Origin of the sequence: Helicobacter apodemus (assembly GCF_003097575.1) — a bacterium.
In the GTDB taxonomy this organism is placed as follows: Bacteria; Campylobacterota; Campylobacteria; order Campylobacterales; family Helicobacteraceae; genus Helicobacter_D; species Helicobacter_D apodemus.
The window spans coordinates 1,600,754-1,617,783 of record NZ_CP021886.1; the positions used below are offsets into that span (position 1 = coordinate 1,600,754).

The following is a 17,030-nucleotide window of genomic DNA, read 5'->3' on the forward strand; positions in this document are numbered from 1 at the left end:
CTACTCCACAATAAATCCATCACCAAAAGTCCCTGAAGGAATTTCTACATCCATTATCAAAGCCTCCGCCATAGCTTTTTTGCTCTTTGTATTAATACTAGGATAAATCTTGTTTAACACTAAAGGTATTTCTTGCTTCTCTCCATTAAGAGAGATGATGAATTTATCTCCCACCTTGACTTCTTGAAAATACTTTGAATCAAATTCTAATATAGCCTTTTTGTCAAAAGTTTCTAAACCCAACAATGGAGAGCCACCTATAGCCTCACCAACTTCTACATTTTTAGCAACAATCACTCCACTAAAGGGTGCATAAAGGGTTGCATTATCTAGCAATTCCTTTTGCAAAGCATAATTAGCTCGTGCTTTTTTTAGTTCAAAACCACTCGTGTAATATTCAGTTTTGATTTTTTCTAAAGTGTTCTTATCAAGTGCCATTTGGGATTTCTGGTAACGTTCATATTGGTGTGTGATAAATTGGTATTTTTGTTCTAAAGCCTCCATTGTAGCCTTAGCAATTTGTAACTTTTGATAAAGTTCTTTTGTTTTAAGCTGTAAAAGCCTATCCCCTTTTTCCACCTTATCTCCAACCTCTACAAAAATAGATTCTACAATCCCACTACTTGCAAGGCTTAAAGTAGCACTTTGGGAAGCTCTCACGATAAAGGTTGCATAAATTCCCCTCTCTATACTCTCTTTACCAACAACAGGTAAAAACCCTAATAAAACAACAAAAATATTCAACCACCGCATAACCAGACCTTATAAATAATCACTTAATTTTTCCCCATTCTTAAAGAGAAATTCTGCCTTTTTAATCTCATAATCAAAACGGGATTCCTCATAAAAAGATTCCGCATTTAATAATAAAGAAAGGGATTTAAGGTATTGGGTATAATCAATAAGCTCTGCGTTAAACTTTTCTTTAGCATAGGCATAAGCAATATTTGCAGAATCCAAACTAGATTTTGCCCATTTTATCTTTTCTTTAGCACTATTTAGGGCATTTTTAGCGATAACTTGCTCCCTTTTTTGTAAGTCCTTTTGGTAAAAATATTCCGCATTTGCAGCTAATGCTAAAAACTTAGAAGATTCCCTTTGCCTAAAAGTTGCAAGGGTATCAAAAATAGTCATAGAAATATCAATCCTAAACACATTTTGGTATTTAGGTTCTTGCAAGGCTAAAGGAAAAGGGAGTGTAGGGATATTCCTATGGTGATAATCAAAATTGGTGTAACGATTATAAAAGGTAATGGTTGGGAGATAAGTATATTGTGAAGTTGTGGCTTCTATACCTTTAACTTGATAAAACTTAGATTGCAAAGCAAAGGTATCACTACTTGGTTTATAAACCTCAATGCTCTTTAACTGCGTATTAGGGTTTAAATCCTCCACTTCCACTCCGCTTAAAAGGCTTAAACGCTCCTTATAAGCCCTTAAAGCGACATTAGCACTTTCTAATTGATAAGCATTTTGTGAAAATTGTGCCTTAATAGCTTCTAAAGTATCTTTGGAAGTAAGCTCTGAAAAAACAAGTATTTGGTATTTAGCAATACTCTCTTCTAGCTCTTTTTGTTGGTGCTTTAAAGCATTGATTTGAGATTCTACACTTAGGGCTTGAAAATAAGTTTGGATAATTTGTAGATGAATCTGCTCTTGTGTTGCTTGTGTTTGGAATTTAGAAGATTGTATTTGATAATCTACACTAGTAAGCTTCCCCTCTCTTTTTAGCCCATCAAAGAGTAACCAAGAAGCTTCTAAATAAACACCATTAGTATTTTTAGGATAGAAAATATCAGGATTTTTAAATTCTGTATAAGCATAGCCTATTTCAACCTTTGGTAAATAGCCTGCATAAAGAGCTTGTTTTTGAGAGTGCAAAGCCTTTGTTTGGTATTCTTGTGCTTCTAAAAGAGAGTTTTTGGAGGATTGATAAAGAAGTTCTTTTAAGCCCTTAGCTTCTAAGATTACTAAAAGCGACAAAAGGCAAAACCATACCCGTAACAACAACCTAAACTCCTAAATATTTCTTACATTATTACGAAAATTTACTTAAATTTTTAAAAATAAAGGGGGATTCAACAAAAACACATTAGCATACATTTTTATTTAAAGGTAGGCTATGGAAGTTGCTTTATATTTACATATTCCTTTTTGTGATAGCAAATGTGGTTATTGTGCTTTTAACTCTGCTGCCAATCAAAATCATCTCAAAACCTCTTATATGGAAGCACTCCATAAACATTTGCAGCGTCAAATACAATATTTACAAATCTCTCAATTCTCTTCTGTTTATATCGGTGGGGGACGCCTAATGTCATTGATTCTAGTTTTTATAAACCTATCTTTGAAACCTTGCAACCTTATATCTCAAATAATAGTGAGGTCAATATTGAAGCTAATCCTAACTCACTAACTTTGCAATGGCTTAAAAGTTTAAAAAGTCTTGGGGTTAATCGCTTAAGCCTAGGGGTGCAAAGCTTCTTTGATAAAAAGCTACAATTCCTAGAGAGGATTCACCAAAAGGATTGCATTGCTAAAGCCTTTGAAATAATCCAACAAGCAAGAATAGAAAATGTAAGCTTAGATTTGATTTATGGCACTCCTTTTTGCACAAAAGAAATTTTAGAGCTAGAATTAGCACAAGCTTCACAAATGCCAATTAATCACCTCTCTGCTTATCAATTAAGCATTGATGAGGGGAGTAAATTTTTCTTACAAAACAAACAAGAAAGAGAGGGTGAGTTTGAAGGATTCCCTAGCATTGGGCATTTTATTAAGTCTTATTTACAATCTTGTGGATTTTATCAATATGAAGTTAGTAACTACGCAAGGGATTATCGTTGCAAACATAATCTTAATTATTGGGAGAGAAAGCCTTATTTAGGAGTTGGTGCAGGTGCGGTTAGTTGCATTAATGATATAAGGAGTTATACACAAAAAGATATAAAAACCTATATCCAAGAAAAAAACCAAGATAAAGAAAGCAAAGAAGTTTTAAGCCCCCAAGATATAGAGCTAGAAACTCTATTTTTAGGGTTTCGCTCTTGTGTTGGAGTGGCAGAAAAGAAAATTACTCAAACCAAACATTTAAAAATACTCTTAGAAGAAAAAAAAGTTGAAAAAAGGGGCGATAAAATCTATGCAAAAGATTATTTTCTAAGCGATTCTCTAGCACTTTTTTTACAAGATTAGCCCACCATTAGATGCACTTAGGCATAAAATGCAATTAACTTGTGCTATGGTTTAATAAAGGTAATCCCTGATTGAAGTTTTAAAATATTAGAATCCTTAAGGAAGTTTAGATTATCTTATCCTTTATTAAATATTAAGGCTATCTTTTTAGCTTTGCAAAGGTTTTAGATTCTACACATAAACTTTAAGTTTAGAATCTAAAGAGTTTTTAGGGGTATTTATTTTTCCAAATCATTAATGTTTATTGCACATTCCTCTCCCTCTTGACTTTGGATTAACTGCTCTAATGCTTCAATGTTTTCTTTGAAGCTTACCAGTGCGTTTTCTGCCTTTAAGCCAATCATCAAGAGTCTATAAACCTTTGGGCGATCTTTTTTCCACTTCCTCAAAGTTTTCACATTAATATCTAATCTACCTGCAAGATCGCGTTGTGTCATTTCAAACCTCTTAAATTTTGCAAAAATCTATCCTTTATCGCTTTAAAACACAACAAGGTAAATTTAGGACTTTTTAATTATAAAAAGAGTAGAAATAGGATTTAATTTTTATTTTCTAGGTTAAAAAATGCAAAAAACTCTCAAAGAAAAGCATAATATTATCTATGGAGATTTAAACCAACAAAAGAATCACAAAGTAAATTTTGTAGGCTCTCATAATATTTTATATTTCGCAGGGGTTAGTTATAACATCAATATCACTTTTTATGGCAATAATAGCTTAGTTTTCATTGGAAATAATATCCGCTTCAATGGCACGATAACAACTACCACAAATGGAGTTTGCTATATTGGTGATGATTCTACTTTTAATGGTGTAAGTATTAAAGTCTATGAGAGCAAACATATCATTATTGGGAATGATTGTATGTTTTCGTGGAGTATTTGGCTTAACACTTGCGATCATCATTTGATTTTTGATTCTAATAATTTCCAAAGAACAAATTTTAGCAAAAGCATTTATATAGGAGACCACATTTGGTGTGGACAAGAGAGTGCAATACTTAAGGGTGCATTTATCCCAAGCGGTAGTATTATAGGGGCTAAAAGCGTGATTGGTGGCATAAAAGAATCTAATAGCATTTATGCAGGAAATCCCGCACTATGTATCAAAGAACATAGATTTTGGGTACGCGATGATCCAGTATATGAGCTTTGGACACAAGAGCAAACTACACTCCATGCCCAAAGAGAAACAAATGATTTTTACTATATTTACCAAAAAGATAAATTCCTCTCTCCCAAATCCTTAGAAGCAAAGCTGCAATCCCTAGATAATGCCTTAGAAAAACTAGAATTGCTCTATGATTGCCTCTATTGCAACCGTTCTAAAAACCGCTTTGCTTATTTTAAAGATTGCGACCTCAATACCCCCTTGCCACCATTTCCTAAATTATTCCATAAGATAACTTTTACCACTCCGGATATAAATCCCCCTACACAAAAACATTTACTCACTGGAGCTGCAAACAGGGCAAAAAATCATCTAGCCTATAAATTAGGAAGTTGCTTAATCCTAAACTCTAAAAGCCTCTTAGGATATATCAGAATGCCCTATGCTCTTAGCTATCTAAAAGCTCAACATAAAATGGAGCAAGAGAAATACCAAAAAAACCTTACGAAAAATCCCGCCGCCAAGCTTCCTAAACTGGAATCCTATGCAGATTACAAGGAAGCTTTAAAAGAAAAACAATGCTTTACTTATAAGCTTGGAGAAATGCTTATAGAAGCGGATAAAAATTGGTATAAAGGAGGGTATTTAAGATTCTACTTCTTAGTAATACCTAGATTAAAAAGAGAATTTCAAGAAAAACAAAGGCAAAAGCAAAAATAAAATTTCCTTGTAATAGCTCATTCTAAGACTTTAGCTAAATCTAGTAAAAGCCTTTGACTTACCTTTTGTTATTTTAAGGGTAAAAGGTAAAGAATTCCCTTTTTAGTATTAAGTCCATTTATCCACCTCCTCATACATTTTTGTAAGCTTAAACATTAAAACTCCACTATTGAAATATTTTAATAAATGCGAAATATCAGCTTTATTTGCTCTTAGAGGGGGTAAAACTCTAAGATTTCACTTTTTCTAGGCACAAGAATTCAAAAATTTAAACAAAGCTTTCTGCTTCAAATTTATTTATTTGTTCCTAATATTTAGCTTAGGGCTAAATCCTGTTTAAATTGGAGCAATCTTTCACTTTGATTATCAAGTGCTCTAATGATGATAACCCCATTATTTGTGCTTATACCGACATTTAAAGAGCTATTTTGGATTTTTTGTTCTAAGGATTGGATATTTATAGTATCATCAAATATAATAATACTTAAAATATGGGTATATTCATCAAAAAGGCAAGGATTTTGTAAATCCATTTCTGCAGGCTTAAGGTGCATATTTTCAAAAAATACCAAATTATTGTCTTTATAAATACAAACCTTTGAGCGAAACTCTAAAAAATCAAATATTTCACCACAAGCTCTAGCACATAAGATTTCACTATAATGTAATTTAGCATTTTTATAAAGATAAATATCCATTGTGTTTTTAAAAGAAGCATTTTTAAAAAGCAATGTGGGTAAAGGGGCATAATCTAAAAAAGCATTTTCTTCAACTATGATTTGTGTTTGTTTGCTGGCATAACCACCTTGTGTATCGTGTATTTTTTCATAACTTTGTGAAGTTAATCTTATCTTACTTTCTTTGCCAATATGTATAGCAATATCTTGTTTATCATCTTTAAGTAGCCCAGCAGATACGGATATAAGCATAATTTCAGCCATATCTCCATCTTCTAATGGGCTTATTATTTTTAAGGGTGGAGTAAAAAACATCCCATCAATGATATTTTTACCATTTAACCCTTTTTTGGTTTTAAGCTTTAAAATACTCTCTTGTGCAAAGCTACTCATAGACAATCTTCTAAAAGTGCGTATTTTTTTATCCATTCAATCACCGCATCAACTCCCTTTTGAGAGCGGATATTAGTGAATAAAAATGGCTTATCCCCACGCATTTTTTTAGTATCTGCTTCCATTATGCTTAAATTTGCACCCACATAAGGGGCTAAGTCAATTTTATTGATAATAAGCAAATCTGAACGCATAATACCTGGACCACCTTTTCTTGGGATCTTATCTCCTTGTGCCACATCAATAACAAAAATGGTAAAATCCGCTAATTCTGGACTAAATGTCGCACTAAGGTTATCCCCCCCACTTTCTATGAATAAAATCTCAATATCTGGGAATCTCTCCTGCATTTCTTCTATGGCTTCAAGATTCATAGAAGCATCTTCTCTAATAGCGGTATGAGGGCAACCACCTGTTTCTACTCCTATTATTCTCTCACTAGGAAGCACAGAGTTTTTACTCATAAACTCTGCATCTTCTTGTGTATAAATATCATTGGTAATAACCCCAAGGGAATATTGTTCATTCATCTTGCGTGTGAGGGATTCTATAAGGGCAGTTTTGCCACTTCCCACAGGTCCGCATACGCCTATCTTTACCATATTTCTCCTTTATGACATATATAATCTTGTGGGTAAATATTGATGTTGCATTGCTTTAATTTCATTTGCAATAGCGTTATTACACAAATCTTGTTTTTTAAGACACTCTAATTTTTGGCATAAAATATCAAATTCCTTATGTAAAGAAGCTAAAATTTCTTGCCCATCACTTTGTGCAAGCGGAATGAGTTTTACGCAGTTAGTTAAAGCTTGAGAGCTTTGGGCATATAAATAATGGCATAAAGAATCTTGATAATTTAATCCATAAGCTACACAAAATACACTATAGGCAACCACATAAATAGGATTCTTGCTTGCTTGTGTATAGGCTGTAAAGAATGCTTTTTGCTCTAATTTCATAGCATTAATAGTTTTTATAAATCGCAGTCCTAATTTTCGTATGGCATTTAAAACTTCTCTTGCAGAGGTTGCTGCTGCAATAATAGATTCTATTTCAAAAATTTCCTCTAAACAATGTGCTTTTCTAATAAGCTTTATGGCTAATAAATCAGTATATAACATTTGTGTGTGCAAATAAGCTTTAAGATAATCTCTAGCATCATATTTATTTTTTATCTTGCCTAATTGTACATAGCTTTCTAATCCAAAAGAATGCGTATAGCTACCTATGGGAAAAAGTGTATCATTGATTTGTAAAAGCAAAAAGTTCAATTTATTCCTTTTTTGTAATTTTGATAGAAAAATGTTGGCTTTGAATAATTTTTGGCTCACTTGCAATAGGATAGGTAATATTGATTCTATCTTTAGAATCTAGCACACACCATTTTTTTTCAAATGCGATACCTTGCCTTTGGAGGATTCTTTGTAATGGCTTTTCAAAGGGTGCTTGAAACTCCATTGTGGTTTTATTGCAAAAAAGTGGTATATGCAAATTCCCAATCTCATAGCATAATCTAGCCATAATATGCCAATGCGTTGGTTGCATACAAAGCACCCAAGTAGGCAAAATAGAGATAATGATTGCTCTATTTTCATCTAAAAAAAGAATATCTCCATTATTTAATCCACATTCTGGTGCTTGAATAAGCTTCATCGCTATAACTTGCCCATTTTGTGAGCTTAAACGTGCAATTTTTTTTCTTGTATCATACCAAGCCATTTGCACTTCATCAATCTCTAAATGCGTTGCATCTATATCTTTAATGTTGCCAATAATATGTTCTACTTGCATCAGTGCCAATATCCTATAAGGATAAGCCACGATGGAATCCAAGCGGTGAAGATTCCCTCTGCAATGGCTAAATAAGGCATAAATTGAAACTCAATTTTTACAACACTCTCCCTCCAACCCCACAAAACACGCCAAATAAACCCTATAAAAGCAAACCCGACACCCACTTTTTTGCTTTTAAGAGGGTTTAAATAAGCCACCGCCCCCACATTAAAGCACCATAGAGGGGGTAAAAGATAGATAAAGCCCAAAAGCCATCTTGCAAAGATATTCATCATAGAAGCACTTTTGCCATCAATACAAGTAAAGCGACAACACCATTATTCATTAAAATAATAGCCACATCCATTAATAATGCCTAATATTGACACCCTAAAATAAGCTATAAAGTTGCCCTAAAGAGACTTTATCAACAAATTTAGAAGTGATTTTTTTACCCTTTACACTGACTTCATAGGTTTGCGGATTGACTTTAATGGGTGTAACAACATCATTAAATTTCATATCCTTTTTGGTAATCTTGCGACAATTTTTAACAGGCAAAAGGATTCTTTGAAGCCCAAATTTTTCTTTAATATTTGTATCATAGGCAATTTTTGAAACAAAAGTAATTCCACAATCATATTTTGCTTTTCCATAGCTACCAAACATTGGTGCATAGACAACAGGTTCTGGAGTGGGAATAGAAGCATTACAATCTCCTATTTTTGCCGCTACAATCATTCCATTTTTTAAAATCATTTCTGGCTTTACACCAAACATACTAGGTTTCCAAAGCACTAAATCTGCAAATTTACCCACTTCAACAGAGCCTACATATTCTGAAATTCCATGAGCAATAGCTGGATTAATGGTATATTTTGAAATATATCTTTTAATTCTAAAATTATCATTTTCCCCGCATTCCTCTTTTAAAGCCCCAAATTCATTTTTGCACTTATCCGCAGTTTGCCAAGTCCTTATGATGACTTCACCCACTCTACCCATAGCTTGAGAATCTGAACTTGTAATGGAGAAAATCCCCATATCGTGGAGTGTATCTTCTGCAGCAATAGTTTCTGGGCGGATTCTACTATCAGCAAATGCCACATCCTCTTTAATTTTTTTATCTAAATGATGGCATACCATAAGCATATCTAAATGTTCATCGGCGGTATTTTTTGTAAAGGGAATTGTAGGGTTTGTAGAGGCAGGTAGGATATTTAGCTCTCCTGCAGCCTTAATAATATCTGGAGCGTGTCCTCCACCCGCACCTTCAGTATGGAATGTGTGGATAGTTCTCCCCCTAATTGCTCTCATTGTGTCTTCAACACAACCTGCTTCATTTAAAGTATCTGTGTGAATAGCCACTTGCACATCATATTTTTCAGCGACATTTAAAGCGTGGTTAATCGCAGCAGGAGTAGAACCCCAATCCTCGTGAATTTTTAACCCCAATGCTCCAGATGTAATTTGCTCCTCTAATGCCTCCTCATTAGAGCTATTACCTTTGCCTAAAAACCCTAGATTCATAGCATATTCTTCAGCAGCGCGTAACATTTGTTGTATATTCCATTTTCCGGGTGTGCAAGTAGTAGCATTTGTTCCAGCTGCGGGTCCTGTGCCTCCACCAATCATTGTTGTTATACCACTATAAAGTGCGGTTGGGATTTGTGTAGGAGAGATAAAATGGATATGTGTATCAATCCCACCTGCTGTAAGTATTTGTCCCTCCCCTGCTATAACCTCTGTTGCTGTGCCTACAACCATTGTTTGGAATACATTATCTTGAATATCAGGATTCCCAGCCTTACCAATGCCTACAATTTTTCCATTTTTGATGCCAATATCTGCCTTATAAATCCCTGTATAATCAATAATCATTGCATTGGTAATAACAACATCAAGTGTATTTTCATAAACGCTTGCACTTTGAGCCATACCATCGCGGATAGTTTTCCCGCCACCAAATTTAATCTCTTCGCCATAAGTCGTATAATCTTTTTCGATCTCTGCGAATAAATTTGTATCCCCTAGACGCACTTTATCCCCAGTAGTTGGTCCATACATAGAAACATATTGTTTTCTTGAAATCTTTATCATATCCTATCCCTATCCGCCTTATTGTTTTGATTTATTGGAGTATTGCTTAAGTCATTAAATCCAATAATCTTTTGTTTGCCTCCAAAATCAATCAGATTTACGCTTTTTTCTTCACCAGGTTCAAAACGGACAGAAGTGCCAGAGGCAATATCTAAACGTTTGCCATAGGCTTGTTTTCTGTCAAATTCTAAGAGTGTATTGACTTCAAAAAAATGAAAATGAGAACCTACTTGTATGGGTCTATCGCCTTTATTAGAGACTTTAATGCTTATAGATTCTTTATTGGCATTAAGGATAATATCCTCATTTTTTAAGATATATTCCCCAGGAGTAAGTTTGCCATTATCCTCAATGGGATTATGGATTGTTACAAGCTTTGTGCCATCAGGGAAGCTTACTTCTACTTGCACTTCATCAACCATACTTGCCACGCCATCCATTACTTCATTAGCTCTAAGAATCTCTCTACCAAATTGCATTAACTCTGCTACGCTTTTGTTTCCTTCTCGGGCAAGCTCCATAACCTCCATACTAATAAGGGCTATGGATTCTACATAATTGAGTTTAATTCCGCGTTCTTTACGCGATTTAGCTAATACTCCGGCATAATGGAGCATTAGTTTGTCTAATTCTTTAGGCATTAATCTCATATTATCTCCTCATATTTTTATATTTTCTCTAAAAGAATTTAAGAATTGTAAAAATTTATGATAAATGCTTACTCAATAATCTAGGATTTCAAAAATCTACTTATATCTTAAATACCAAATTTAAGGTATATCAATTACATAAAACTTATTTTAATAATTCCAAATACAACGAGATTATAGAAAAAAATTCATTATATCGGAATTAACAATACCGCAAATATTCTTTTTCTTGACACTTAAAGTTTGCTTGATACTGCCTAATCCTTATACTTTGTAACTTTTATGCAGTTTTGATACTTAAAATACCTTTATTATTTGTAATCCTCTTACTTACAATTCTTAAATAATTTAATTTATCTTGCTCTTAAAACTTGAATGTATTAAAAATGCCAAGAAAGCTATAAGTTGCTATTCCTTATCCCTCCTCACAAATCCTAAGAAACTCTTGATAATATTTCCAAGAATCTATAATATGGGGAGATTGCGATTTAATAATTTCAATATCTCCTTGAACTTGCTTTTTAAATTCTAAGGCAAGTTTTGGATGATTTTTAAAATAGTTTAATATATCTTGTTCGCTAAAAAGATTGTCTTGAATATTTTTGATATAACCCCTTAATGCACTAAAATATTTCTCAAAATATTCTTGAAGCAATCGCAATAAAGTTTTATTTTCCATTAATACTCTAAATTCCTCTTGCTTAACATACAAAACAAGATTATCTTGTGGTGCTTTAACCTTTATAGAATTCATTATATTTATAAGCTTATTATCGTGATTTGGATGCAATTGATAGGTTGTAATCAATACTTGTATTTCTTGTATGTGTTTATCAACATCTTTTGTATCCACTCTTAAATTACAAGGCAGCATTATTAAACCCTCATACCGATTAACCTTACCACTAAAAGCTTTGGAATTTTGTGGAAGATTAAAATGTAAGATTTTAGATAATTGCATAAAAGTATAAAAAGCCCTCTCACCACTAATTGCATCAATAGGGATAAAATAAACTTTAGAAATGGCATTTTTGAGCCATTTTAATCTTAACCCAAGTCCTCCCAAGTCTCCCCACATTAAAGAAAAATTATTCCCCTTGAGGATATTAATATCGGGTTTATTTTTATAAGCTCCACGATAATAAATTTGCGGAAATGATATTTCATCCTTTAAAGAAAAATTTTTAAACTTAAGTTTAGACTCTGTGCTAGCAATATGATTAACACCTGTTTTTAATCGACTAATATAATCTCTAGTAATACTAAAAATGGGAACTTTTTTATCTAGCAAATTCCCAAATTTTTCCGCACCTTTTTGCCAAGCATTAAAAGAAAATATAATATTTTTACTCTCTAAATAATTTTGATATAAATAAATATACGCACTTTTGTATTCTTTAAACCTCCAACATAGTGTGCAAAATTCAATCCCCTCACAATAACCAAAAAAGAATTGTGTTGCTTCCCCACCTGCAGAGCTATTATAAAGCCAAATACCATTATACCCCCCAACTAATGGCAAATTCAAATCCCAAGCAAGGGAAGCAGGAATACTCTCATAACTTAAATTAGCATAAGGTTGTAAGGATTCTTCATTCTTAGATTCTACATTTTCACTATCTCTATCCCCTATCCCTTTATTTATCTCTGTTTTTACTTCTACTAATTCCTCACTATTCTCTTTTTGATTTTGTATCTCTTGTTGCTTACTTATTTCTTTAATAATCCCTTTTATATTTTGCGTTTCTTTCTCTTTAGTTTCTTTACTTTGAATCTCTACTTCTTTACCTTCTTTAGTTTCTCTATTTCTATCCTCTTTAATCTCCTTACTCTTTACCTCATTATTGCTTTGTATTGTTAATGCTACTAATTTCTCTTTATGTTTTACCTCTTCACTCTCTCCTCTAATCCTCTCTTTTGTATGACTTCCACTTATTCCATTATCTTTACTCTCCTTATCCCCCATCTCCTTATTGCTTTTAATCTCTTTGCTCTTTATCTCTTCTTTACTCTTAGAATCTATAAAGACATTGGTATTACTTTGCAATTCTCCATCTTGAGACTCTTTACTTTCAGTCTTTATACCTTTAATTCCTTTACTATTACTTTGCGTTTCTTTCTCTTTAGTTTCTTTACTTTGAATCTCTACTTCTTTACCTTCTTTAGTTTCTCTATCCTCTCTATCTCCTCTCCTTTGTAATTCTCCTCCATCCTCACTTCTACCTCTATCCTCTCTTTGAGATTTTACTTCTATGCTTTCTTTCTTATATAATCTCTTAGGATTAAGTAAAGGGGGATAAGGATGATTAGTCTTTATATATTGTTCTTTAAATTCTTTAGATTCTAACCATTCTAAAATCTCCTCTTTGTATTTTAAAAGAAAAGGTCTTTGTGTATAAAAAGGTATTTGGTTAAAAAGGTGTAAAAAGAAAGTTTGTGTTGTTTTAGAATCTGAAGCATTATAAAGATGTTTTAAAGCTTTTAAAAAAGAAAGTGTCTGTAAAAGAGATTCTTTAGGGATAAAGCAATAAGGTAGATTAAATACTTTTAGTATAGCTTTATATTCTTGGTGCAGCTTGTAAATGTGTTTAGCTTCTTTTATTTTCTTGTTTAATGTAAAATATCCTCCTTTATACCAAATCTTATCTGCTTTACTTAATGCCTCTCCTAATAGATAGGCTAAATGGTATTGAAAGCAGAGAGATTGTTGATAATCTTTACAATCTTGTAAAGATGGATATTTAAGATTAGGAAAGAGTTGTATAGTTTGTTTATAGAATTGCTGTTGTTTTTTATGGGTTTGTTTGATTTTATAAAGACAGAGGAGAAGTTTTAAAAAGGCAAAAGGAATAAGAGAAACTAAATAAGTGTTATTTTGCCCCCCCCCCCACAGATTAAAAGAAGAATAAGTGTTTTTAAAAGATTCTTGTTGGTAAGAGAGATTAGCACATAAAGTATGATTAGGGATTATAGGAGTTTGAGATTTTTTAATTTTATTGTTATGTTTTAAGTTTTCTTTTCTTTGCTTATCATAAGTAATTAAAGCTAAACCCAATTTATAGATTAAATGGTTTTTTATTCTTTCTTTTGCAGAGTTTGGATTAAAAGAGGACATAGAGAATCCTTATAGGATTAGTATTTAAGTTATTAGGGTTATTAAGATTGGGATTAAGATTATTAAAATAGGTGTTATTCACTAAAGAATCCTTTAAAATGAAAGTTAATAGAGAGATTAAGCATTAGTTTATTCATTACAGATTCCTTAATTAGGGTTTATTACATAGGCTAGTTTAATACTCCTTAAGACTTTCACTAGCTTTTATATTTATTTTACTTTGTTTATTTAGTGTTTTTGCTTTAATTAGTTAGTTTAATTATTATTAATTTTTAAATTTTGTCTTAGGTTCTTTCCACCTAGTGTAATCCACCTCGTGTAGCTTATGATTCAACATATAGCCCTTTTCCTTTGAATTGCTAGGAAGTCTTGCAATACAAGAGGATAAAGCATTAAAACGCAAAAGGTGTTTTTATTGTTTTTTCCTCTTGTTTAGAGTGTTATACTCCAACTATTAGAAATAATAGTGCATTATTAATGCAGTAACAATTAACATTAGAGATAATCAGCATCTAAACTTCTAATGGGTAAAGTTTTAGAGAGCAAATAAACACAAATAGGTTTTGTAAAGCTTTTAACTTTTTTCCTTCAAAAATTTCTTTGCTTTAGAAATTCTTAGTAGTTAAAATTATTCTACCCTCTCACTCAACCCGCTTTTGGGATACAAGTTATCCTGGGTTGCCGGGAGGGGTGGGATTATCTACGCTTGTACCCATTGTTTTAATGTTAATTTAAATGGTGTAAGGAGAAATTATGAAAACTTCATTTACTAAAAAAGAGACTATTCTATTATTGCCCCTTATAAAAGAGAGATTAATTTACAAACCAGATTTGTGAGAAATAGAAGCAAATGCACACGCAAAGTCAAAAGAGTTTAAATGAGTTAATTATATGTATGGAATCATCTTGCATTAAGCTGTATTAAGAAAAATAATATGGATACTGTTAAAATCACATTTAGTACAGATAAGGATTTTAAACAAATGCTTGATGATATTAAGTGTGATTATAATTTGAAACCTATTTCAAATATCATTAAAGATGCTTGCTGTGAAAGAGTATAAGTATAGATTAGAGTTAGAGCAATAGCACAATACTGCAAAATTAGCAGATAGTGATCCAATCTCACTTCTATCTGTAATCATTGATGATAATTATCTAGCTAGTCAATTTATGCGACTTGTTGTTTCTATTACAACTTGGAGGGATAAGTTTGCTTTATTACCATAGATAGTGCAAATACAACCTAATAACATACAGTTTATTTAATGTATCAGGTTTTAATATTTAGCAAGGCTAGATACCTATCTACAAAACGATTCTAGAGCAAAATTGGTATCGTAGAGAATAGCACACTAATTGCGATATAAAAAACATTAATAAGATCTATCAATCCTAATTTACATAAGTTTCTTTAACTAATTTAATAACTACTCTGCTTAGACAATAAACCCAAACCTCTAACTGGGATACTTCTATCCCAACTTGGGCTGTATGTAAGTATTTTAGTGTTAGCTACTTAAGAAAAGCAGTGATAAAATCAAAGACTTTAGGTTGGAGGATAATTATTAAGACTCCTAAACCTATTGCATAGAACTTCATCTCTTGCCTAAGAGAGCGATAATTAGCTCTAACTTCTGCAATTTCTTTTTCTACTTTTGCAATTTCTTGCTTCAACTCTTGCTTTACTCCTGCAATCTCCGCTCTAACAAAATCTTTCGTAGCTAATTCTCCTTTTAGCTTTTCAACTACTTCTTCTCTTATTAACTCAGAGGAGATTCTATTATCTCTTTTAACTTCATCGACAATAGCAACAATATCATTTAAAACTTCTTGTTGTTCCTCTTCTTTATAGCTTTTTTTAATAAGCTTCATTATTAAAGCTATTGTGCTTTGTGAAATAGTATGATTGGGTTGTATAACTTGCATCATATTTCCTTGCATATTAATTCCTTAATTCTTTCTATTATACCACAAACTCTCTATTCATCATTACAAGTTAGTAATGACTGCAAGACAATCTATGGATAATTGTATAGCTTAAAGCACCTAAAACTGATACTTAGAGTAAAAATACTCTAAGAAAGGATTCTTATATTCCCACAAGGGAAGTAATAATCCCTTGTTGGAATATTTAATATTAAAAAGTCTCTTAGGTTTTATTTCAATCTAAAGGAAAGTAAATAAATCACTCTTGCTTAGGCAGTAAGAGTTTTATTGCTTATAAGATTGATAAAAGCCTAGAGGGTTTAGATTTAAAACAATAAGAACTAGAAAGGTATGCCCTCTCCAGCATCAGTATTGTTTTGATTGACTTGTGGCTGTCCTTCATAAACTGCATTAGGTTCATTATCAACAACTACTTCAGAAGTATTAGCATCTGCTTTTGCACTATTGCCACCAAGCATTTGCATACTTTCTGCTGTAATGCTATGCTTACTTTTCTTCTGTCCATTATTATCCATCCAAGTATCTAATACCAAACGACCTTCAATTAACACAGAAGAACCTTTTTTAAGGTATTGATTAGCTACTTCAGCAGTTCTACCAAAAAGATTCACATCAATAAAACATACTTCTTCTCCTTGTGAGCCATCTTGCTTTTTATAGCGGCGATTGGTAGCAAGTCCTAGTTTAGCTAATGCACTTTGATTGGGTAAATAACGCAACTCAACATCACGAGTTAAATTTCCTACTAAAATAACTTTGTTAAACATTTCTATCCTTTAAGATAAATTTAGACAAACTAAAGTTGCCTTTAAAAACAAACACTAAAGGTGGAATTTGCTTGTAAAGACCACCTTAGAGTGCTTCTTAAAAATTACAGACTTATATTCAAAAAGAAAATCTACACTAGGAAATCCTTGTTCATTCCTCTATGACAGAAATGCTTTTAAAAACATAAGCACCTTAACAAACTTAAAATCTAAAAAAGAAATTCCTATGAAGTGTAAAACTCCTTTAGGCAGAAAGACTTAAAAGATATAAGTATCCCAAAAAAACCAAGTCTTAAATAAATCTACACTCTGGAATATCAACATCAACCCCCTATAGTAGAAAAGCCTTTAAGACTTTTAAAGTTTTCAGGTATTATTAAATTAACTAACTAGGCGTTAGTGATAATTTTTAATTTATCTTTATGTTCTGCATAGTTGGCAACACTATACACGCCTTAAATCGTAATTAAAATACAAGGCTTTTTGCCTTTATGAATTTTTTACGATTTAAGAGCTGCTCTATGTCACCATAGAGAACGGACTATATCTTCACTCTAAAAAAGAGTGTCCCTCCGCT

General features: G+C 32.3%; 16 protein-coding genes. 3 read left to right on the plus strand and 13 right to left on the minus strand.

What is annotated here, in order from left to right; all coding sequences use genetic code 11:
• Entirely contained in the window at positions 1 to 753 is a 753-nt protein-coding gene (locus CDV25_RS07915) for an efflux RND transporter periplasmic adaptor subunit (protein WP_108911486.1), read from the minus strand.
• Positions 754 to 762: 9 nt separating this feature from the next.
• Entirely contained in the window at positions 763 to 2,010 is a 1,248-nt protein-coding gene (locus CDV25_RS07920; RefSeq protein WP_108911487.1) for a TolC family protein, read from the minus strand.
• Between the two features lie 345 nt (positions 2,011 to 2,355).
• Here CDV25_RS07920 and hemW point away from each other — a divergent pair, with 345 nt between their 5' ends.
• Complete coding sequence (gene hemW, locus CDV25_RS07925) at positions 2,356 to 3,195, plus strand: radical SAM family heme chaperone HemW (RefSeq protein WP_239056348.1); 840 nt, start codon at positions 2,356 to 2,358, stop codon at positions 3,193 to 3,195.
• A gap of 218 nt (positions 3,196 to 3,413) precedes the next feature.
• Here the strand turns inward: hemW and CDV25_RS07930 are convergent, their stop codons facing one another.
• Positions 3,414 to 3,632, minus strand: a complete 219-nt coding sequence (locus CDV25_RS07930) for a transcriptional regulator (protein ID WP_108911488.1) — start codon at positions 3,630 to 3,632, stop codon at positions 3,414 to 3,416.
• Between the two features lie 127 nt (positions 3,633 to 3,759).
• On the opposite strand from CDV25_RS07930, the gene CDV25_RS07935 reads away from it, so the two are divergent.
• Complete coding sequence (locus CDV25_RS07935) at positions 3,760 to 5,025, plus strand: acyltransferase (protein WP_108911489.1); 1,266 nt, start codon at positions 3,760 to 3,762, stop codon at positions 5,023 to 5,025.
• A gap of 314 nt (positions 5,026 to 5,339) precedes the next feature.
• On the opposite strand, the gene CDV25_RS07940 is transcribed toward CDV25_RS07935, so the two are convergent.
• From CDV25_RS07940 to CDV25_RS07985, 10 genes are all read right to left on the minus strand, one after another.
• Positions 5,340 to 6,095, minus strand: a complete 756-nt coding sequence (locus tag CDV25_RS07940; protein ID WP_108911490.1) for an urease accessory protein UreD — start codon at positions 6,093 to 6,095, stop codon at positions 5,340 to 5,342.
• Positions 6,092 to 6,697 (minus strand): urease accessory protein UreG, encoded by a 606-nt coding sequence (ureG, locus tag CDV25_RS07945; RefSeq protein WP_108911491.1) that lies wholly within the window; start codon positions 6,695 to 6,697, stop codon positions 6,092 to 6,094. The genes CDV25_RS07940 and ureG overlap by 4 nt, the downstream gene beginning before the upstream one ends.
• A 9-nt stretch (positions 6,698 to 6,706) precedes the next feature.
• Positions 6,707 to 7,369, minus strand: coding sequence for an urease accessory protein UreF (locus CDV25_RS07950; RefSeq protein WP_108911492.1), 663 nt, complete (start codon positions 7,367 to 7,369; stop codon positions 6,707 to 6,709).
• A 1-nt stretch (position 7,370) separates the two neighbouring features.
• A complete protein-coding gene (gene ureE, locus CDV25_RS07955; RefSeq protein WP_034554322.1) occupies positions 7,371 to 7,889 on the minus strand; it encodes an urease accessory protein UreE in 519 nt (172 codons plus the stop codon).
• Entirely contained in the window at positions 7,889 to 8,167 is a 279-nt protein-coding gene (locus CDV25_RS07960) for an AmiS/UreI family transporter (protein WP_108911493.1), read from the minus strand. Before CDV25_RS07960 ends, ureE begins: the two co-directional genes overlap by 1 nt.
• 94 nt (positions 8,168 to 8,261) lie before the next feature.
• Positions 8,262 to 9,971, minus strand: a complete 1,710-nt coding sequence (gene ureB, locus CDV25_RS07965; protein WP_108911494.1) for an urease subunit beta — start codon at positions 9,969 to 9,971, stop codon at positions 8,262 to 8,264.
• On the minus strand, positions 9,968 to 10,621 hold the full coding sequence (gene ureA / locus CDV25_RS07970; protein ID WP_108911495.1) for an urease subunit alpha: 654 nt from the start codon (positions 10,619 to 10,621) through the stop codon (positions 9,968 to 9,970). The genes ureB and ureA overlap by 4 nt, the downstream gene beginning before the upstream one ends.
• A 415-nt stretch (positions 10,622 to 11,036) precedes the next feature.
• Entirely contained in the window at positions 11,037 to 13,736 is a 2,700-nt protein-coding gene (locus tag CDV25_RS07975) for a DUF2972 domain-containing protein (protein WP_108911496.1), read from the minus strand.
• 1,515 nt (positions 13,737 to 15,251) lie between these two features.
• Positions 15,252 to 15,680, minus strand: coding sequence for a hypothetical protein (locus tag CDV25_RS07980; protein WP_108911497.1), 429 nt, complete (start codon positions 15,678 to 15,680; stop codon positions 15,252 to 15,254).
• 326 nt (positions 15,681 to 16,006) lie between these two features.
• On the minus strand, positions 16,007 to 16,453 hold the full coding sequence (locus CDV25_RS07985; protein WP_108911020.1) for a single-stranded DNA-binding protein: 447 nt from the start codon (positions 16,451 to 16,453) through the stop codon (positions 16,007 to 16,009).
• A gap of 67 nt (positions 16,454 to 16,520) precedes the next feature.
• On the opposite strand from CDV25_RS07985, the gene CDV25_RS07990 reads away from it, so the two are divergent.
• Positions 16,521 to 16,715 carry a hypothetical protein gene (locus tag CDV25_RS07990; RefSeq protein ID WP_108910611.1) on the plus strand — a complete coding sequence of 65 codons (195 nt, stop codon included), beginning with the start codon at positions 16,521 to 16,523 and terminating at the stop codon, positions 16,713 to 16,715.
• Positions 16,716 to 17,030: the final 315 nt, after the last annotated feature.